This is a genomic window from Chitinophagales bacterium (assembly GCA_017303835.1).
Lineage (GTDB): Bacteria > Bacteroidota > Bacteroidia > Chitinophagales > Chitinophagaceae > JAFLBI01.
This window is the reverse complement of record JAFLBI010000001.1, coordinates 1,549,433-1,570,410: the sequence shown is the minus strand read 5'-3', so window position 1 is coordinate 1,570,410 and position 20,978 is coordinate 1,549,433. Positions and strand designations below refer to the sequence as shown.

Below are 20,978 nucleotides of genomic sequence, written 5' to 3'. Positions count from 1 at the left end.
CAATGCTGCGGGGATTAATAAGCCGCCGCAGGGTCTTCCGCGCAGTGGAGACCCTGGGCTGTTTAGGATGATAAAGAGATATCTTGGAGTTCCATATATGTGGTTACGGGATAGATGCCGGACTGTCCAGTAAAATAATATTTGGCAGAACTGTGCATATACTCCTCCGGCGACAGACACTGTAAGCTTGCTTTTCTGCAGGGATTATTATGTATGTACTCGGTTTTCTGTCTTATAAAATGTTGTGTTTTGCATTCTTTGATATCAAACGAACGCATAAATATCCTATGCAGCTGTCCCTTTCTTTGATCCTGAGAAGAAACAGCATTTGCTAATTGGTCAAGTAAGGCGGTATGATGATGTTGCTTAAGCAGTTGAATCAATTGATATGCGATAAATCGCTTGCCATTTCCAATAATTTTGTTGATGGATGTTTCTGTCTGAATAAATGCAATAATCACATGTACGTGATTGGGCATGATCACATAAGATACGATGCGATGTCCTTTTTGCTTAAGTGTATCAAACCATTTATAGACAGTAGCATATCCATTGGTTATTTGGAATAAAGGGATCCACTTATAACAGGTAAAAGTGATAAAGTAAACACCATTACTTTCGTCGATAGTAGTTTTTACACTCATTATTCTAAATTTCTTTCATTAGACATGAATGAAAAAATGGCTCATATAACTATCTTCTATCAAGAACCCGCCGCGGGGGTCTTCCGCGAAGCGGAGACACTGGACTATGATAATGTGCGATGATTAATTGAACAGGGTCCACTTCGTGAGACCCCGCTCAACACAAACAAAAACCCCCGCAATGCTGCGGGGGTTCGAATATTGAGCATCAAAGATTATCGCTTCTGATTGCGCTTAGGGAAATCATATCCACCCCTGTTCTTGGAGGACAGGCCTTCAGATCCACCTAAATGACTCATGGCACAACGGAAACCAATGGTACTGCTGCTCTGATCTTCTTCTAAGAAACGGCGAGTACCGGGGCTCATCCAATAAGCCATATCATTCCAGCTACCACCCTTGTACACGCGTGATTTATCAGAAATCAAGGTAGTGATACCATAGTTGTAGAATGCATTACTTACTGTATCACCATCCATGTAGTTAACAGCATAGGAACGTTGGTAGTTACGTCTGTCGCGCAGAGCAGAATCTTTTTCTACTTTCATCTGAATACGACCTTTGGCATCACGTAAGTTACCCTGGCCACCGCTCATATCAACTTGCTTAAATACGTTACCGCGGAAAGGATTCAGGTCGTCATTATCCAAGTTAGACATTGGTCTGTAAATATCATATACCCACTCACTCACGTTACCACTCATATTATACAAACCAAATCCATTGGGTGCGAAAGAAGATACTTCAGAAGTGTAAGGAGCATTATCGTTCAAGCCACCTGCAACACCCATGTAGTCACCGGCACCACGCTTAAAGTTCGCCATAAATGCACCCTGCACATTGCTCTTTCTCACATAACGAATATTGTCGAAGCCTTCATTCTTCCATGCATAAATCTGCTTGTTAGAAATCACTTCTTCACCGCGTGATTTTCTGTTGAACTTACGTTGTGGGTTTTCCATCAACAAGCCATAAGCAGCATATTCCCACTCAGCTTCTGTTGGCAAACGATAATCACCAAACAGAATACCATCTTCCATCTTCACATAGGTTCTAGGTCTGCCCTGTACATCTTTCAACGGATTGCTTTTAGAACGGGCACCTTTACCAGGCGTTGCCTGATATTCACCCATCAAATAAGACTTGGTATTGAAGTTGTTCTGGCCTGCACCTTGCATGGTTTGCTTTACCTGCGATTTTGGATCGAGGAACTGCTTTTCCATTAAAGTGCGCTCATTCACACGGTCAGTACGCCATTTACAGAAATCATCTGCTTGTCTCCAGCTAATACCAACCACAGGGTAGTAGTTGAAAGCCGGGTGACGGAAATAAAATTCTACGTAAGGCTCGTTATAAGATAATTCACTACGCCATACCAAGGTATCCGGTTTGGCTTCGTCTACGATGGAGTCCATACCGGCACCACCAAATACGTTTTCCAGCCAATAGATATACTCACGGTAGTGTACGTTGGCAATTTCTGTTCTGTCGATAAAGAAAGAAGGCACTGTCATACGGCGGGGAACATTGTTCCAGTCGCCCATCACGTCTTCCTGATTAGCGCCCATGGTAAAAGTACCGCCCTGAACAAACACGAGACCGGGTGCAGCTTTTACATCCTTGGGCTTGGGTACATAAAAGCTACCCATGTTTTTATCGTTGTAATTCCAGCCAGTAACATCAGACTGCGGCTTTTTCTTTTTCATCATTTTACATGATGTACCCGCGCCTGCAAGGGCTGCCAGTAACACAAATAATCCGATTTTTCTCAGCTTCAGCATGTACATGGATTAAGATATTGAATAGATACCTGTGTGTTTAAATGTGTGGATGCGAATATAGCTAATTGATGCTTAGTCTTTTGTTAAATGGCCGCCCGAATGTTACGAAAATCCTAATTTGAGCCGCGCAGCTGCCTAATAACGTAGCAACGCCCCGGCTTATTTTTGAATCTCCAGATATGATGCGGATTTTCAGTCTTTTTTGGTGCTTTTTTTTGCTCATTAGCGGGTTTAGTCCGCTCAATGCCCAGCGCAGCTACGCTAGCCAGTCGGTTTTGGCTACTGGTAACTGGTATAAATTGGGCATTCTACAGGAAGGGATGTACAAAATTGACTTGGCTCAACTCTCCAGTCTTGGTATATCCGGAAGCAGTATCAGCAGTAATACCATCAGACTGTATAGTCGGCAAGGCTTCCTGATTCCTGAAGCCAATCAGGCCCCAAGACCAGATGACCTAACCGAGCTGGCTATAGAAATTGTAGACGGAGGCGATGGGGTACTCAACGGACAGGACTATATCCTTTTTTACGGACAATCGCCGCATAAGTGGTTGAAAGACAGTCTGAATCAGCGATTCAATCACCAGAAAAACCCTTATGGGGATACCACATTTGTGTATTTGACTTTGGGCGGACAAGGCAGGAGAGTGGAAACTGCCGCTAACGCAAACCCAACGGTTAACGTGAACACTTACTGGGAACGCCACTTCTATGAGAATGATCAAACCAATTTTCTAAATAGCGGTCGGGAATGGTTTGGAGAGAGTTTCAGCACGGTTGCCGGACAAACCAGCCGCAATTTCACGGTGAACTTGCCTAACCTGCTCGCCAATAGCAACGCATTCATCACTAGCAGCATGGCTGCCAGGAGTGTGGGTAGTGTGCCTAATTTCACTGTGCAAGTAAACGGACAAACCCGACAGCAGATCAATCTGGCAGCTATTTCTGGAGGATTTTTAGATGCTTTCGCCACCAGCGCTACGCAGACAAACACATTCGCTGTACCGGGTACAAACTTGAGTTTGAGCTATGCATTTCAGGCAGGCAATAGCAATGCACAGGGCTGGCTCAATTGGTTTGAAATACAAGGTCCGGCTAGTTTACAGATGGGTAGTGCCACTCAATTATCGTTCCGCGACTGGTCATCGGTTGGTGCAAACGCCATAACGGGCTTTACATTAAATGGAGCGAATGCTATTACGCAGGTCTGGGAAATCACCGATCCATTCCAGCCTGTTCGAATGAATTCAACTGTTAACGGAACACAGCTTCGTTTCAATCGCGATGCATCTCGGTTGAGAGAATACATCGCTTTTCAACCAACCGGTTTGTTGACGCCTGTTGCATTGGGTCGAATCAATAACCAGAACCTGCACAATATCACTGCAGCAGATTACCTCATCATCACCCATCCCAGCTTGCTGGCAGAAGCCAATCGCTTAGCCGCTTTTCATCGGGAGAAATATCGCTATCGTGTGCATGTGGTGCAAACTGATCAGCTTTATCATGAGTTTGGTGGCGGCATGGCCGATCCTGCCGCGATACGCGATTTTGTGAAAATGTATTATGATCGCTTGCCAACAGACCGACCAAAATATTTGCTGCTCTTCGGCTCTGGATCATTTGATTACAAAAACCGAATACCCAACAATATCAATCTGGTGCCGGTTTATCAAAGTGCAAATGCATTGGATCCATTGATCAGCCATGTGTCAGATGATTTCTTTGGCTTACTCGATGATGCAGATGATGTGGCATTGACTTCGCCACCATCTTTATTAGATATTGGTATTGGTCGCATTCCAGCGCACAATGTTGCGGAGGCAAAAGTGATGGTCGATAAAATCATTCGCTACCATAGTGCAAATGCTTTGGGCGATTGGCGTACCAATCTTGTTTTTGTGGCAGATGATAAGGATGGTAACCTGCATTTGAATGATGCAGAGTCAATGACTACCATCAGCAACAATACGAATCCATTATTCCAGCCAAAGAAAATTTATCTAGATGCTTTTCCGCAAGTGAGTGGTAGCAGTGGTTCACGTTATCCTGCAGTGAATGATGCCATCGTGAATCAATTGTTCAATGGGGCTTTGTATTACAATTACACCGGTCATGGAAGCTATCAGCGATTAGCAGAAGAAGCCGTGTTTAGTCAGGATGAAGTGAGGAGATTACGCAATGCAGATAAGCTCCCTTTGTTCTTAACAGCTACCTGTGATTTTGCACCGCATGATGATCCAACAAAATCGTCTTTGGGCGATCAGGTTTTGATGGGCAACGAAAATGGTGCTATTGCCTTGATGACCACCACGCGTGTGGTGTTTGCTTACAGCAATCGCATCATGAATGAAAACTATTTACGCATCGCGCTAAAGCCTGATGCAAATGGGGTTTATCCAACCTTAGGTGATGCAGTGCGCATCGCTAAAAACCAGACCTATCAAGGATTTGGTGATGTGTTGAATAACAGAAAATTTACTTTATTAGGTGATCCTGCTATGCGACTTGGCTTTCCACAATACCAAATTCGATTAACAAAATTGAATGGCAATTCGCTAACGAATAATGATACACTCAAAGCATTGGAGCGCAATACATTTGAAGGAGAGATTGTGAATGCATCCGGACAAATCATCAACGATTTTAATGGTCAGCTTGCACCAGTAGTGTACGATAAAGCACAAGAAGTAAAAACAAGAGGTAATGATCCTGCCAGTCCGGTAACCAGTTTTTTAGCGCAAACTAGTGTGTTGTTCAAGGGTAATAGTACTGTAACGAATGGTAAGTTTCAGTTCAGTTTTGTGGTGCCCAAAGACATCAGCTATCAATCTGGTAAAGGGCGAATCAGTTTGTATGCGCAAAACAACCTTACTGATGCAGCTGGCGTGAATACAGACCTTTTCATCGGCGGTACTGCCGCAGCAGTGAATCCGGATAATGTTGGTCCCATGATTCGTGCCTGGCTGAATGATACACTCTTCCGATCAGGCGGACTCACCAATAACAGCCCGGTATTGTTACTTGATTTATTTGATCAATCGGGTATCAATACTTCCGGTACAGGTATTGGCCATGATATGGTTTTGGTGATTGATGGCGATGAGAAAAACAGTATTGTGCTGAACGGATTTTATACAGCTGCCCCCAATAGTTTTCAGCGTGGATTTGTGCGCTTTCCTATGCCTCTTTTATCGGAAGGCAAGCACAGTTTGCGCATCAAAGCCTGGGATGTGGTGAATAATTCATCAGAGATAACCATTACTTGTTGGGTAGGCAAATCGGGACAGTTGCAATTAGCAAAAGTGATGAATTTCCCCAATCCATTCAGGTATACCACCACGTTCAGTTTTGAGCACAATCGTCCTGAGAGAGACTTGCAGGTGCAGATAGCGGTATACAATACGCAGGGCCGATTGGTGAAGCAGATCAATCAGCAAGTGCGTTCGGCAGGTACCAGAAGCGTGCAAATTCAGTGGAATGGCACGGATGATCAGGGCAAAAAACTGGGTAGTGGAACTTATTTTTATCGTATTATTGTACAAGAGAATGATGAACAAGCCGGTACAACCGGTCAATTAATCCTATTTTAATCGACACGCTATCGATACAATTTCTACCTGACCAACACAAGCTGTTACTTTGCTTGTACGTTTATTGAACGTTAAATCGTGTTATGAAAAAAATCATGCTGGCTTTTGCCGGATTACTGGCAGGTGTAACATATACCTATGCACAGAACTCAATCAATATTGTCACTACTGCAGTGCCGTTTCTGCGTATTTCACCTGATGCGCGTGCGGGAGGTATGGGCGATCTGGGTATTGCCATCTCACCCGATGCCAATGCTGTTTTCTGGAATCAGGCAAAAATTCCCTTTGCCAAAAAATCAGGACAATTGGCATTAACCTATACGCCATGGTTGAAAGATCTTGGCTTGAATGATGTGTACCTGATGAGTGCATCAGGCTATAAGCATTTGGATGTAGAGCAAGCAGTTTTTGGTTCTATCCGATTCTTCAGTTTAGGTAATATTCAGCTCACGGATTTCTCTGGTAATATTTTGAATAACGTGCGCCCTGCAGAATTTGCATTGGATGCAGGTTATGCGCGTCAGATCAATAGTAATCTGGGTATTTCTGTAGCGATGCGTTATATCAATTCAAGATTGGTGACAGGTGATGTAGGTGGTGTGGTGTATAAAGCGGGTAATGCAGTAGCTGGTGATATTGCCTTGTATTACCAAGCTGCGCCGGAAGGAGGAAGAGGTTTTGCAGCTGGTTTAACCATTTCTAATCTGGGTACGAAGATTGGTTATACCAACGATGCGAGAAATAAGGATTTCATCCCAGCCAATCTGGGTTTAGGTTTCAGTTATACCACGGAGATGGATCCTTCCAACAAGATTACATTCGGATTAGATATCAATAAACTCTTAGTACCAGCTCCACCTGTTGCTACGGGTAATTTTTCTGCAGATTCTGCTGCATTATCTGATTATCGTTCGCAGAGTGTGTTATCAAGTTGGTTCAAGTCATTCGGTGGTACCAGTGGTGGATTGAATTCTTTACAAGTTTCAGCCGGTATGGAATATGCTTACAATGAGCAATTCTTTGCGCGTGGTGGTTATTTCTATGAAGATGATTCCCGTGGTAATAGAAAGTTTTTCTCGCTGGGTGCCGGTTTCAAAACAAGTTTCTTGACCATCAATTTATCTTACCTCGTTCCATCTGGTAGTGGTGTTACGCGTAACCCATTATCCAACACCCTTCGTTTCGGGGTGATGTTTGATATCGGGCAGGATAGTAAGTAAGGGAAAGGTCTTTGGTCTTTAGGGGCTGGCTTGTCCGCCGAAGTCTTGACGTAGGCGGATCTTTGGCTTGTGCTGTGCTTTTCTGATATAGATTGACAGTTTCTAATTTGTGATTTGAAATTTGAGTCGAACTATTAAGTATAGTATTAGTAGACGTATAGTTAAATAGTCAATTTTTTTCAACATATGCTCACCTGCCAAGGGGAGCTGGCCCCGCAGGGGACTGAGGGGTATTTGCACTACTCCGCCTTGAAGGACAATTCATTTATTTAACCGCAGAGAAAAGGAGTTGCCAGAGTTAACGCAGAGATTTTTATCCTTTAAGCATTTAGCATTCCTCGTTTACCGAGAAAAACAAGCTACTAACTTCTGTTTTATTTTCTTTTCAAGCGTAGTGTTTCGCTGTGCCGCCGCGTCTCCGTGGTTCAATACTTATGGTTAAATTTTCACGCAAAGCGCGCCAAGTATTTATTTGCTCGCAAGAATTCTTCACCTTTTTTGCTTTTGAATTTTGCCTTTTGACTTCAGTATTCCTATGTTCCCTGTTCTATTGTTCTTCTGTTTGATTGGTTTAACCGCAAAGACCTCCCTACGCTAAAGCTTCGGAAGGCAAGCGCCAAGGCACTAAGATTCGCAAGGAAGCTTTGCGCACTTAAATAACCTTGCGCCCCTTGCGAGAAAAGCTAACTGCTAGCTTCTAACTGCTCTCTTCTAAGCCTTTTCGTTTTTCTTTTTTCGGCCCTCGGCTTTCATCTCAAGTCATTTTATACTTTTTGCTTTTCCCTTTTCAGTTTTGCCTTTATTAGGGCTAATTTCGTACCATGAAAATCCGCATAGGTTCAGGAATTGATTTCCATCGTTTAGTAGAAGGTCGTGAATTGTGGTTGGGTGGGGTATTGGTGCCGCACACCAAGGGCGCATTAGGACATAGTGATGCCGATGTATTATTGCACGCCATTTGTGATGCTATGTTGGGTGCGCTTGCTTTGGGCGACATAGGCAAGCATTTTCCGGATACAGATCCTGCCTATAAGGGTATTGATAGTAAGATTTTATTGAAGCGCACGAATGAGCTCATCCAGTCGAAAGGCTGGCGAGTGGGTAATATTGATTCTACACTTTGTTTAGAAAAACCCAAAATCAAGCCTTACGTTACACAAATGCAGGAAACCATTGCGGCGATTGTTGGTGTAACAACTGATGAAGTTTCTATCAAAGCCACTACCACAGAACAAATGGGCTTCGCCGGTAGAGAAGAAGGGTTGGTGGCTTATGCGACGGTAATGTTAGAAGCGGTGTGATGGTGGTTTATGGATAATGCTCCATAGTTAATGTTTTGTCGTGTCATGTAGCACATAAGCTGGCGACTAACTTCTAACTGCTGTCTTCTAAAATTTCACCGCAGAGATGCAGAGCTAAAAGAGTTTACGCAGAGTTGTTTTAGTTGCTCGCAAGAATTCTTCACCTTTTTGCTTTTGAATTTTAACTTTTGACTTCTGTCTTCCTCTGTTCCCTGTTCTATAGCTCTTGTGTTTGATTGGTTTAACCGCCAAGTCACATTGACGCAAAGGTTCGCTAGGATAATTTTTGTGCTTGATTAATCTTCAGCAAAAAAATCTAGCTACTATCTTCTAACTTCTTTCTTCTTCTCTAAGTCTTTTCGACTTTCTTTCCTCGATTCTCTTTTTTAAAGCTTTAGGCCTTAAGCCTTACTCATTTTTTAATAAATTATCTCATAGCTTCTTTCGCGTGTCAGAGCCCTATGTATCATTTGATGCAATTCGAGCAATGTTATTCCCTAAACCTTTCTAATTATCCAATTGAGTGTAATTAATTGATTATCAAATAAATAGATTTAATTCCATTCTCGCCGGGCCATTTAGATGCGAAAATTCTGTTCATACTTTAGTATGATTTTCATGTGAAATGATACAAAAACTTCAAAGTGACGATAATGTTATATTAATTTAGTCCTCTAAGCCGTGGGGGCTTATTGCGACTAAACCTGAACCAAAACATGCCAAAGCAGCTCTTTGGAAGCATCTTGCTGATGCTTGCCTTTATCTTTTATTTGCCAGAAACAAAGGCACAAATTCCAGCTGGTATAGAAATAGCCAGTATCGATATAGATGCGCTTTCTGATGAGCAGTTCATGCAGTTTATCAATCGTGCTCAGTTATCAGGTTTATCAGAAGCAGCTTTGGAAGCGAAAGCAACGGAAAGAGGATTGTCCCCAATACAGATTGCCAAAATTCGGCAACGTTATGCCACGTTGAATAAACAAACGGTTAATAAAGCGGTAGACCAAACCTATGCCAAAAGAGATGCCGTATCAGCAGTCGCGCCTTCGCCTGCTCCAGCTACTGTTGGGGGATTGCGAATATTTGGTCAGGAACTCTTTTCAAATACCAATCTAACCTTCGAACCCAATATGCGCATGGCTACGCCGCGCAATTATATTCTTGGTCCTGATGACGAATTAGTAATAGATGTATTTGGCTACTCAGAGCGTACATATAAAATGCGAATCAACGCAGAAGGTGAGGTTCGCTTTCCGAATATCGGCCCGGTTAAAGTATCCAGCTTAACCATTGATGAAGCAACGGCTAAGATTCGATCGGCATTGACTACACTCTATCCGGCAATTAAGACAGGGGCTACTACTGTACAGGTTTCATTAGGACAAATCAGAACCATTCGGGTAATTCTGATTGGTGAAGTAAGCAGACCAGGAACTTATTCCTTATCCTCTTTATCTACAATAGCGAATGCTTTGTATGTATCTGGTGGTCCATCTGCAAATGGGTCTTTTAGAAATATCCAACTGATTAGAAACGGAAAAACGATTGTACAATTTGATTTGTACGACTTTTTGTTAAGAGGTGATTTGCGGAAAAATATCCTGCTTCAGGACGATGATATCATTAAAGTGAATACCTATCAAACCAGGGTGTCTATTAGCGGGGCAGTAAAACGTCCTGCCATCTTTGAATGTTCCGGTGGAGAGTGTATGTTGGACGTCATCAGAGAATTTGCGGGTGGTTTTGCAGATGATGCAGATCTGGAAACGGTAACTGTTCGCAGAATCGGAAGAAAGGGCAGAGAAATTATTGATGTGCCTAATGACAGTTTATTCAGTTTTAAGCTGCGTTCATCAGATGAGTTAAACGTTAGAACCTTACCTCAGCGTTTTCAAAACAGAGTACAAATTAGTGGTGCTGTTTTTTATCCGGGTGAATATTCAGTAGATAAATATCCAACGCTTCGCGATCTTTTAAAACGTGTTGAATTAAAAGAAAATGCCTTTCTGGACCGTGCTTTTTTGAGGAGGTTACTGCCAGACCATGAAGCAATATTGGAAAACTTCAGCGTGGCAGATGTGCTGAAAGGTCAATGGAATATGTCCTTACAAAAAAATGATTCTATTCATATTTTCCTGAAAGCGGAGCTAAGGGAAGCCTATACCATAAGTGTAGCTGGTGAAGTGAATAATCCGGGCCAATTTGCATTTACGGATAAAATGGCTTTGAAAGACGCTATTTTGTTGGCAGGCGGATTGAAAGACAATAGCAGTCTCCGTCAGATTGAGATAGCGAGAAGAATCAGGAAAGACGCAACATTGGCTGATACAAGTGTATTGACAGTAATTAAGAGAATTGATTTGTCAGATAGTCTTTCAGTTACTACGAATAATGACTTTTTATTAGAACCCTTTGATCAAGTAACGGTAAAGCGTTTGCCGAGAAATCGCTATGCTGGTACAGTTACAATTAAAGGCGAGGTATTATTTCCAGGGCAATACACTTTAACCAATCAACAAGAACCTATTAGTGCAGTGATAGCCAGAGCTGGGGGCAGTCTGGCCACTGCCGATATGGAATCTGCCATACTCTTACGCAACACTTTTGCTAACAGTATGGATCCCAATTTGAAAGCGCTGAGGAAAAGCCTCGTGTTAAAGGAAGTAGGGGATAGCTTGGCCAAATCAACCTTAATGCGCGTTATTGATACGGCCATGCAGATTGTTGCTGCCGATATTGCCGGCGCTGTTGCACAGCCGGGCTCTACATTAGATATTGCTTTACAAGATGGTGATATCATTGAGGTGCCTGCACGAAATAAAATGGTGCAGGTATTTGGAGCAGTGCATTTGTCCAAGAAAATGGTCCATACCTCTGGTCTTAGTCTGCGTGATGCCATTGCAGAAGCAGGTGGGTTTACGGAGTCTGCAAAAAAGAAAGAAGTGTATGTAGTTTATGCAAACGGAAAAGTGGCAGCCACAAAACAGTTTTTATTTTTTAGAAATTATCCATCATTGAGTCCCGGTGCAGAAATCTATGTGCCTGAAAAGAAACGAAGCAGAAGCATGAGTACAGGAGAAATCATTGGAATCACATCTGGCTTAGTGGGCATGACAACCATGATATTAGCGATTATTAATATTACGAAATAGGGTAAAAGCCTTTTTCGTAATTAGTGGTTGCTGGTTTTAAGTATAAGATTCAATAGTCTTTTCGTTTTCTTTCCTCGTGACTCTATTTTCATGCTACTCGTCCCCGCGGGGTCTCGTGCAACGGACCCTGGGGAATTGATGGTATACGGTCTTTGGTTGCTTGGGAGTTGTGCGTCAGGCTGAAATCGTCATTCGTCAAACGTCAGAGGTGCATTTTATTAGCTATCTACTAGTTTATAATTGCTGTCTTCTTCCTCACGAGTCATCACTCACGATTCACGTTCTATAAATTTCACCGCAGAGTTTAAGAGATGCAAGAGTTTTCGCAGAGGCATTTATTTGCTTGCAAGTGAAAGTCCCCTTTTTACTTTTGAATTTTACCTTTTGACTTCTCTCTTACTCTGTTCCTTGTTCTTCTGTTCTAAGCATTTTCTTTTTTCTTTCCTTGTTTCTCTATTTTTCTGCTGCTTTCAGCTTTATGCTTTAAGTGTTGGTTTTTTTCACGCCAAGCGCTCTAGGTATTGAGTAGCTCGCAATGAGTATTTACTCTTTTTACTTTTGAATTTTGCCTTTTGACTTCAGCCTTCCTATGTTCCCTGTTCTTCTGTTCCTTGTTCTATTGTTCTTCGGTTCTAAGCCTTTTCGTTTTTCTATCCTCGACCACGGCTTTCATCAAATAATCATTTTCACTTCTTGTTATTTCTTTTTTAGTTTTCCTTATATTAAAGCTATTTTCATACTATGAAAATCGGCGTAGTTTCATAAAAAGGCTTCGATCATTTAGTAGAAAAACATAAATTTAGTAAAGTGGGTATAAGTACTGTATGTCAAAGGTGTAAAAGGCCAAAGTTTGCCGATGAGTTGTTGTATGCCTTTTATGTTGTGATACAAGGAGCATTAGCCTTGGTTACTATTGGCGCATGTGCTTAGAAAGATCTAGCTTAAAGAGGTATTTTTAGTAGGTTGTTGTCGAAGCGTACCAATGAAATCACCAACCAGAAGGCTAACTTATGGGTTATTGTGATACTAATTTGTACATGGAAAGACGTTAAATCAATCTTTATTTATCAAAGATGAATGAATCTAATTAATGTGATTGTAGGCATAACATTTGATGAACTTAATATTAAGGCAATGCTATAGTGCAAATAGACTTCGCTGATAGGGAATAGGGTTATTTGGAATAATTTTTTTTAGAGATATTTCAAATGCATATAAATAAGTTTTTAATTTAAGATAAATCTCTTGATAACATATATTTACTAATATGCTTATAGGTAAAAATGAAAGTGATCACATAGATTGGTGGCGTGGTTTTCTTTCGTTTATTGTTTTCTTTGTTCACTTATTTCAAATAGTTTGGTTCCCAATTATTGGAGAGAGAGGTCCTTTGCAGGATTTTTTTGCAACAATTGCTAATACATCTGTTGCTTTTTTCTTTTCGCTCTCAGGTATGCTTATCGCTCAGAGTGTATTGCTTTCTTATGCTAATTCTGTTTTTGATTGGAAACGGTATATATTAAATCGAGTCATACGGATATATCCTACATTTATTATTATGTTAGTTTTGAGTGTAATACTGGTTTTAATATTTCCAATTTTAAATAATGGTAGTATTTATATTTATAAATTAAGTAATGATAAGTATATAGCTCGAGATTTTTTTTGGGCTAATTGGAAAGACTTTCTAAAGGCATTTTTTATGATTCATCCTGGTATTTCCAAGTTGAATGGTGCTTTGTGGAGTTTATTTATTGAGTGGTGGTTATATATAAGTGTAATATTTGTTGTTTTATGTTTTAGTTCTAATAGATTAATTAAGCGATTGTTGTTTTTTTTAATTAGTCTTTTAGTTTTGTTTCTCGCTTTTTATGAGTACGGTACTAGGGCAATGATCTACATCATAATTTGGTACTTTGGATTTGTCTACTCTTTATATTTATGGGATAAAAAGATACTTTTTAATTCGTTAATCATACTTTCCTCAGCTATTTTGGTTTTGCAGTTTTTATTAAATGGAGTTGATACTTTTAATATTAATAAATCTACTTTTAAGTTTTTTGGTATTCAGCAGATATTAATTTCAATACTTTTTCTAAAGGTTACGTACAAACATTCCGGAGTGTTTTTTTTTAAGAGTGTCGCAAAGTATTCTTACACTCTGTATATAATTCATTTTCCTTTACTTCTGTTCTTTTATTCTATTTCAAAAAAATATTTTGAGAATAACATATCTACGCTTGCTTTTCTGAGTTTTGTTTTGCTTGTTTTAATCCCAGTCCTTTCTAAAATAATTGCAAGGTTTAGTGAGAATAAAGATTATTTTAAAAGTATATTTTATAAAACGTATACTTGATATTGTAATATTTTATGAGGTTTCATCATTACTACTTCAATGCCACTTCTGAATACAATACCAATTTTTTAAGTAATTCTTTTTTAGTCAGTAATGTGTGATTGGGGATTATTATATTAGTATAATTATTTTTTAGATTAATTGTTTTTCAATGTTACATTGTCGTGTTGGAGTTATTGGTTTAGGATATGTGGGACTCCCATTGGCCCTTGCATTTGGAGAGCATTATCGAGTTGTAGGGTATGATATTGATGTAAATCGGGTGAGTGAACTTCAGCAAGGAAAAGATCATACAGGACAAATAAGAGCCGAAGAGTTACTAGCAAGCTCAGTTGTTTTCGTGAGTGATGCAAACAAACTGAAAGATTGTACTGTCTATATAATCACCGTACCAACGCCTGTACATCCAGATAAAACCCCCGATTTGTCTGCATTAGAAGCTGCAACAAAACAAATAGCACAGCTTTTAAAGAAAGGTGATTTGGTGATTTATGAATCCACTGTTTATCCAGGCTGTACTGAAGATTTTTGTGTGCCCATACTTAGTCGGGTTTCAGGATTGATATACAACCAAGATTTCTATTGTGGTTATTCACCAGAGCGAATTAGTCCCGGTGATCCTTTACGACAACTAAAGCAGGTTGTTAAGCTAACATCAGGTTCTACTTCTGAAATCGCAGGAGTAGTTGATAATTTGTACAAACAAATCATTACTGCAGGTACTTATAAAGCAGCTTCAATTAAAGTAGCAGAAGCCGCCAAAGCCATTGAAAATGCACAGCGCGATCTGAATATTTCTTTTATGAATGAGCTGGCGCTCATTTTCGATAAAATGGAGATTGATACCCAAGATGTATTGGATGCCGCAGCTACAAAGTGGAATTTCTTGCCCTTCAAGCCCGGCTTGGTTGGCGGACATTGTATCGCAGTTGATCCTTATTATCTCGTACACAAAGCAAATGAGCTGGGGTATGCTCCTCGTGTGATTTCCAGCGGCCGAGCAGTGAATGATGAAATGGCTGAGTTCATGGCAGCTAAATTGGTGAAAGCATTGCTGAAACGAAATGTAGCTATTAAAGAAACTAAGGCTTTGATACTAGGTATTACTTTCAAAGAAAACTGCCCTGACATACGTAACACACAAGTACCTTTTTTGAAAGCAGCGTTGGACTCATACGATATGCAGGTAGCTGTGCATGATCCTATTGCTGATGAGGAAGAAGTAATGAAACATACTGGTATTCACCTAATAGACAATCCAAGTCTAGATCATTATCAAGTCATTATTTTGGCTGTGCCACATCAAGCTTTGCTGCAGTTAGATCTCGCTTCGTGGAAACAACAGCCTAATGCATTTCTCTTTGATATTAAATCAGTTCTAGACAGATCTTTGGTGGATTTGAGGTTGTGATTTGGCTGATAGTTAATGGTCCATTGTCATGTCCTGATAGAAGTTGCTAATTGCTAGTTGCTAATTAGTGATTTGAAATTTGAGTCTATCAATTTAGGCTATTAATAAAGTATGCTAAGTGGGATTTTTATCCAAGATATGCTCCCCTGCCAAGGGGAGCTGGCCCCGCAGGGGACTGAAGGGTAGAGTGTATCACCAACCACAAAGTACACAAAGCATTTTCACAGAGTGCACTATGCCTTCGTGTGCTTTGCGTGGCTACTTAGTGCTCTTTGTGGTAAAGTTTTTCGATTATCTTTTTTCGTTCCTCTGCTCCTTTTCTTCTGTTTTGTTTTTTTTCACCGCCAAGGCGGAATGACGCTATGTTTCGCTAGGATAATTTTCGCGCTTGTGTAGCCAACAGCGAAAAACTAGCTACTAACTTCTAAATGCTATCTTCTAAAATCTCACCGCAGAGATGCAGCGTTAAAAGAGTTTACTCAGAGTTGTTTTAGTTGCTCGCAAGGAGTCTCCACCTTTTTGGCTTTTTAATTTTGCCTTTTGACTTCTGTATTCCTCTGTTCCCTGTTCTATTGCTCTTCTGTTTGATTGGTTTAACCGCCAAGTCACAATGGCGCAAGGGTTCGCTAGGAAAGTTTACGTTCCTTACAAGAAAAGCTATCTACTAACTACTAACTTCTAAATTCTATATTCTTTATCAACAAAAGCGCCTGACTATTGACGACTCACGATTCACGATCTTGCAATTGTGTTTAATATTTGACACCAAAAAAATAAACACATGCTGATTTTGTAAAAATCCCCCTAACCCCCTCGTTATAAACATTTTCGATGTGAAAAAAAAGCCTCAACAAATGAGTGAACTAGCACCCACAGCTATATATTTGCAGCACTTTCATTAGTATTAGCAATTCTACGTAAGCGCCCCCTTTATCGTGTGAGTTGCGTGGCGGAGCTATATAAAGCTTATATCCATGACAAAATTCAAAAAGGGACTACTCGCGCTGATCGCTGCCGTTTCATTTCTTGCCGCTGGCGCGCAGCTTCCCAACAATTTCAATATTGACGCCCTCTCAGACCAGCAACTGATGCAGTTCATGCAATCAAGTGGACTCATGGGCTTATCGGAAGCAGAACTCGTAGCCAAGGCCAAGGAAAGAGGCTTATCAGAAGATCAGATCGCCAAGTTAAGGTCCCGCGCACAATCCATGACCAGTATGCAGGGTAATAATAATCCTGCGAGTAACACAGAAAAATCAGTCGACCGTAAAGCCTTCCCCACAGTGGCACCGCGTACCCAGCCCGACAAGATCAATGGTCTCGTCATTTTTGGTTCTGAGTTATTCACCAAAGAAAACCTCAGCTTCGAGCCCAATGTCAATATTCCTAGTCCCCGCAACTATGTCATTGGTTTTGGCGATGAACTGAAAATTGATATCTACGGCTATTCAGACAAGGCCCAGACCCTGAAAGTGAATCCCGAAGGCAATATCCGTTACCCCAATATCGGACCTATTCGTGTGGCCGGACTCACCATTGAAGAAGCCAAAGCCCGCATTACCCAAAGTATTAGTAAAATCTATCCCGGCCTTAAATCCGGCAATACCAGCTTGCAATTGTCTTTGGGACAAATTCGCAGCATCCGAGTAAACCTGATTGGTGAAATTCGACAGCCAGGTACTTATACTTTGTCTTCACTGGCTACCATTGCTAATGCTTTGTATGCTTCTGGCGGACCAACCCTGATTGGTTCTTATCGAAATATTGAATTGATCCGCGATGGCAAAACCATCAGTCGCTTTGATTTATACGATTACCTGCTCAAAGGAGATCTGCGTGCGAATAAGATTTTGCAAGACGATGATGTGATTCGTGTGGCGCCTTATACCACCCGCGTTGAAATCAATGGTGCCGTAAAGCGTCCTGCCATTTATGAAATGTCCGGTGCGGAAAGATTGAGCCAGGCCATACAATATGCAGGCGGGTTGGCAGATAGTGCCAACAAAGAATTTGTGCGTGTATTGCGTTTTGGTAAGCAGGATAAGGAAGTCTTCACGGTGCCTGTGCAGCAGATGGAACAGTTTGTAATGCAAACCGGTGATAAGCTTTTGGTAGATACCATCGCCAATGTGTATAAGAACCGCGTACGCATCAATGGAGCAGTCTATTTCCCAGGTACCTATTCTACAGACAATATTCCTACGCTCAAAGATTTATTGGCTTTGGCTAAACCAAAGGAAGAAGCTTATCGAGAAAGAGCGGTAGTCTATCGTTTGAAAGAAGATTTCACGCCTGAAATGCAATATGTGGACCTCAATGAAGTGCTCAGTGGAAAAACCAATATCAATCTCCGCCGTGAAGATTCGGTGCAGGTATTCTCCTTGAAAGAAATTCGTGAGCCTTATACAGTAGAGATTCGTGGGGAAGTCAACGCCCCTGCGCGTTTCAATTATGCAGCAGGCATGCAAGTGCAGGATCTGGTATTGATGGCCAATGGATACAAAGATGGCGCCACCAATAAAGTAATTGAAGTAGCCAGAAGAATCAAGGATTCTACTGCAGCCAGTGAATCGCCTGTTTACGCAACAGTATTAACTGTTGATTTGAGTAAACCCGGTGCTGCACAAGACATCAATACCCAGCTCAAACCTTTCGATATTGTAACGGTACGTAAATCGCCCGTGTATAAGGAACAAGTGCAGGTACAGGTAGAAGGTGAAGTATTGTATCCAGGCCCCTATGTCATCAGCAGCAGCAAGGAAAGATTGAGTGATTTGATGCGCCGTGCCGGCGGATTAAAACAAGGGGCGTATGCAGAAGGGGCTTTCTTGTTGCGCAAGACTTTTGAAAATCTGAGCAATAATGATACAGTGCTTTTGAAGAACAAGATTGCTACTTTAAAAGCAACATTCAGTGATACCGTTAAAGCCAAGCAAGCCGATTCTACACTGCGTGATGATCTGAAAATTGTGGGCATCCGTTTGCAGGAAGCTTTGGACCGCCCTGGTTCTGTGTACGATGTGGTCTTGCAAGAAGGGGATATCCTTAAAGTACCCAAAGAAGTACAAACAGTACAGACTTTCAGTGGGGTATATTTCCCAAAAAAGATTGTGTACCGCAGCGGCTTAACGGTGAAACAGGTAATTCGTGAATCCGGTGGTGTCTTACCAGAAGGGCAAAAGCGCAAAGCCTATGTTGTTTATCCAAACGGAGAAGTAAAGAGTACCCGTAAGTTCTTATTTTTTACTACTTACCCAACAGTAAAAGCAGGTGCTGAAGTATATGTGCCAGTTCGTAAAGAAAGAAAGGGCCTAAGTTTAGCGGAAATCACAGCTATTACAACTGGTGTTGGTGCACTTGCAACAATGTTATTAACCATTCGCAATTTATCACAATAAGCTTATGTTGGATAATAAAAAGGAATTGACCAATGATGAACTGAGTTTATCGGATGTTTTAAATAAACTTAGAATCTGGGTTGAGATATTAAAAGCGAAGTGGTTGATGTTTCTGCTTTTATCTGTATCAGGAAGTGCAATAGGCTATTATTATGCATCAACAAAGCCTGTATTGTATACTGCAAAAGCCTCATTTGTGGTTGAGGATGCAAAAGGAGGGCAGAATTTAGGTGGATTGGCATCTCTTGCAGGACAGTTTGGTTTAGATATGGGATCATCTGGTGGTGGGGTTATTTCGGGGGATAACATATTACTTTATTTTAAAAGTGAATCCTTAGCCAGAGAGGTCTTTTTAAGTCCTTGGGACTCTAGCTTTGGAACGTCACTTCTAGATCAATACGCAGAACATAATGGACTTTCAATAGTATGGGCTCAAAATCCAACCCTAGGAAAGATTAAGTTTCCTGTGTTAAGAGAAGGGGTTAAGTATACTAGAATACAGGACAGTATTATTAAGACGGTGATAAGTGGATTTAATCAGGAATCACTTACAATCGATAGACCTGAAAAAAAATCTGGCTTCTTGGAATTGACAGTAACAAGCAATTTCGAAGATTGGAGTAAACTGTATTGTGAAAGGTTGCTTCAGGTAGCTGTTAAGAAATATGTTGATCAAAAAACTCTGAGGCAGCAAAAAACTGTAGATAAGTTGCAAAAGAGAGTTGATAGTATTGGACGTATGCTGAATTATAAAACAAGTTTGTCTGCATCATTAATTACAGAAGCTTCTACAATGGATGTAAATCCTATTTATAAAGCTAATTCAACTGCTCAAACTGAGACTACAGTAAGAGACAAAACAATGCTAACAACTGTTTATGCTGAGGTTGTAAAAAATTTGGAAATAGCAAAGTTTACTTTGAGTCAAGAAACACCTGTTATTCAAATCATTGATACGCCAACTTACCCACTAAAGAAAACAATGACTTCAAAACTTAAGTCTTCTGCTTTAGGTTTTTTAATGTCTTTCCTTATGGTGTCCGTTTTTTTGATTGGTTGGTATGAGTATAGGCGTATAGCTTTAAAATAAGGTGGATTTTCTTACAGTTTTTATTTACTAAATATGGAGATAAAAGGAAAAAAAGTATTGGTTACTGGAGCAGATGGCTTCATAGGAAGTCATTTAGTAGAAGCATTACTTGATGAAGGTGCTAGTGTACGCGCATTTGTAATTTATAATTCATTTAATAGTTGGGGGTGGTTAGATACTCTTTCTAAAGATATTTTATCGAGGATAGAAATTTTTTCTGGAGATATTAGAGATCCAAATGGAGTTCAAGAGGCTATGAAGGGGTGTGAGATTGTATTTCATTTGGCTGCCTTAATTGCAATTCCATTTAGCTATCATTCTCCTGATTCGTACATAGATACTAATGTAAAAGGTACTCTGAATATAATGCAAGCAGCACGTAATCGATCTGTCAGTAGAGTTTTAGTTACGTCTACTTCAGAGGTTTATGGCACTGCACAGTTTGTCCCAATAACAGAGGAGCATCCTAAACAACCTCAATCTCCTTATTCTGCTTCTAAAATTGGAGCTGATGCTATTGCAGATTCATTTTATAGAAGTTTCGGAACCCCACTTACCATTGTTAGGCCTTTCAATACATATGGTCCAAGGCAATCAGCTAGGGCTGTAATTCCTACTATTATAACTCAGTTGCTCTCTGGAGAACTTACGATTAAACTTGGTGACTTAACGCCAACAAGGGATCTATTATTTGTTAAAGATACTGTGAAAGGCTTTATAGCGATAGCTAAATGTGACAGTTTAATTGGTCATGAGTGTAATATTGCAACGCAGTCAGAAATATCTGTTGGAGATTTAGCACTTGAGTTGATTAAGCAAATTCAGCCTAATGCCAGGATTACACAGGATGATATTCGACTTCGGCCTGAGAAATCTGAAGTATTCCGTCTCTTTGGATCAAATGCAAAAATCATTGCAAATACTGATTGGCGGCCCACATATACTCTTGAACAAGGCTTACGAGAAACCATTGATTGGTTTAAGGATTCTAGTAATCTAGCAAAATATAAAAGCAATATTTATAATATCTGA

General features: G+C 40.6%; 11 protein-coding genes. 9 read left to right on the top strand and 2 right to left on the bottom strand.

Annotation, left to right across the window (positions count from 1 at the left end; translation table 11 throughout):
- Positions 1 to 62 precede the first annotated feature (62 nt).
- Together J0L83_07175 and J0L83_07170 are read right to left on the bottom strand one after the other, a co-directional pair.
- Positions 63 to 644, bottom strand: coding sequence for a hypothetical protein (locus J0L83_07175; protein MBN8664334.1), 582 nt, complete (start codon positions 642 to 644; stop codon positions 63 to 65).
- A gap of 215 nt (positions 645 to 859) precedes the next feature.
- Positions 860 to 2,431 (bottom strand): SUMF1/EgtB/PvdO family nonheme iron enzyme, encoded by a 1,572-nt coding sequence (locus tag J0L83_07170; GenBank protein ID MBN8664333.1) that lies wholly within the window; start codon positions 2,429 to 2,431, stop codon positions 860 to 862.
- Positions 2,432 to 2,604: 173 nt separating this feature from the next.
- Between J0L83_07170 and porU the strand changes: the two genes are divergently transcribed.
- From porU to J0L83_07125, 9 genes are all read left to right on the top strand, one after another.
- Positions 2,605 to 6,018: a type IX secretion system sortase PorU gene (gene porU / locus J0L83_07165; protein ID MBN8664332.1), complete on the top strand. Its 3,414-nt coding sequence runs from the start codon at positions 2,605 to 2,607 to the stop codon at positions 6,016 to 6,018.
- Between the two features lie 83 nt (positions 6,019 to 6,101).
- Positions 6,102 to 7,238 carry a type IX secretion system outer membrane channel protein PorV gene (gene porV, locus J0L83_07160; protein MBN8664331.1) on the top strand — a complete coding sequence of 379 codons (1,137 nt, stop codon included), beginning with the start codon at positions 6,102 to 6,104 and terminating at the stop codon, positions 7,236 to 7,238.
- Positions 7,239 to 8,059: 821 nt separating this feature from the next.
- Positions 8,060 to 8,539 carry a 2-C-methyl-D-erythritol 2,4-cyclodiphosphate synthase gene (locus J0L83_07155; GenBank protein ID MBN8664330.1) on the top strand — a complete coding sequence of 160 codons (480 nt, stop codon included), beginning with the start codon at positions 8,060 to 8,062 and terminating at the stop codon, positions 8,537 to 8,539.
- A 716-nt stretch (positions 8,540 to 9,255) separates the two neighbouring features.
- Complete coding sequence (locus J0L83_07150) at positions 9,256 to 11,691, top strand: SLBB domain-containing protein (GenBank protein MBN8664329.1); 2,436 nt, start codon at positions 9,256 to 9,258, stop codon at positions 11,689 to 11,691.
- A gap of 1,267 nt (positions 11,692 to 12,958) precedes the next feature.
- Positions 12,959 to 14,047, top strand: a complete 1,089-nt coding sequence (locus J0L83_07145; protein MBN8664328.1) for an acyltransferase — start codon at positions 12,959 to 12,961, stop codon at positions 14,045 to 14,047.
- Between the two features lie 151 nt (positions 14,048 to 14,198).
- Positions 14,199 to 15,458 (top strand): nucleotide sugar dehydrogenase, encoded by a 1,260-nt coding sequence (locus J0L83_07140; protein ID MBN8664327.1) that lies wholly within the window; start codon positions 14,199 to 14,201, stop codon positions 15,456 to 15,458.
- Between the two features lie 974 nt (positions 15,459 to 16,432).
- Complete coding sequence (locus J0L83_07135) at positions 16,433 to 18,856, top strand: SLBB domain-containing protein (protein ID MBN8664326.1); 2,424 nt, start codon at positions 16,433 to 16,435, stop codon at positions 18,854 to 18,856.
- A 4-nt stretch (positions 18,857 to 18,860) separates the two neighbouring features.
- Positions 18,861 to 19,946, top strand: coding sequence for a hypothetical protein (locus tag J0L83_07130; protein MBN8664325.1), 1,086 nt, complete (start codon positions 18,861 to 18,863; stop codon positions 19,944 to 19,946).
- A gap of 33 nt (positions 19,947 to 19,979) precedes the next feature.
- Complete coding sequence (locus J0L83_07125) at positions 19,980 to 20,978, top strand: SDR family NAD(P)-dependent oxidoreductase (GenBank protein MBN8664324.1); 999 nt, start codon at positions 19,980 to 19,982, stop codon at positions 20,976 to 20,978.

Coding starts and splice junctions, on each gene's coding strand:
- J0L83_07175 (MBN8664334.1), bottom strand. CDS start 644: ATGAGTGTAAAAACTACTATCGACGAAAGTAATGGTGTTTACTTTATC.
- porU (MBN8664332.1), top strand. CDS start 2,605: ATGATGCGGATTTTCAGTCTTTTTTGGTGCTTTTTTTTGCTCATTAGC.
- porV (MBN8664331.1), top strand. CDS start 6,102: ATGAAAAAAATCATGCTGGCTTTTGCCGGATTACTGGCAGGTGTAACA.
- J0L83_07145 (MBN8664328.1), top strand. CDS start 12,959: ATGCTTATAGGTAAAAATGAAAGTGATCACATAGATTGGTGGCGTGGT.
- J0L83_07170 (MBN8664333.1), bottom strand. CDS start 2,431: ATGTACATGCTGAAGCTGAGAAAAATCGGATTATTTGTGTTACTGGCA.
- J0L83_07155 (MBN8664330.1), top strand. CDS start 8,060: ATGAAAATCCGCATAGGTTCAGGAATTGATTTCCATCGTTTAGTAGAA.
- J0L83_07150 (MBN8664329.1), top strand. CDS start 9,256: ATGCCAAAGCAGCTCTTTGGAAGCATCTTGCTGATGCTTGCCTTTATC.
- J0L83_07125 (MBN8664324.1), top strand. CDS start 19,980: ATGGAGATAAAAGGAAAAAAAGTATTGGTTACTGGAGCAGATGGCTTC.
- J0L83_07140 (MBN8664327.1), top strand. CDS start 14,199: ATGTTACATTGTCGTGTTGGAGTTATTGGTTTAGGATATGTGGGACTC.
- J0L83_07135 (MBN8664326.1), top strand. CDS start 16,433: ATGACAAAATTCAAAAAGGGACTACTCGCGCTGATCGCTGCCGTTTCA.
- J0L83_07130 (MBN8664325.1), top strand. CDS start 18,861: ATGTTGGATAATAAAAAGGAATTGACCAATGATGAACTGAGTTTATCG.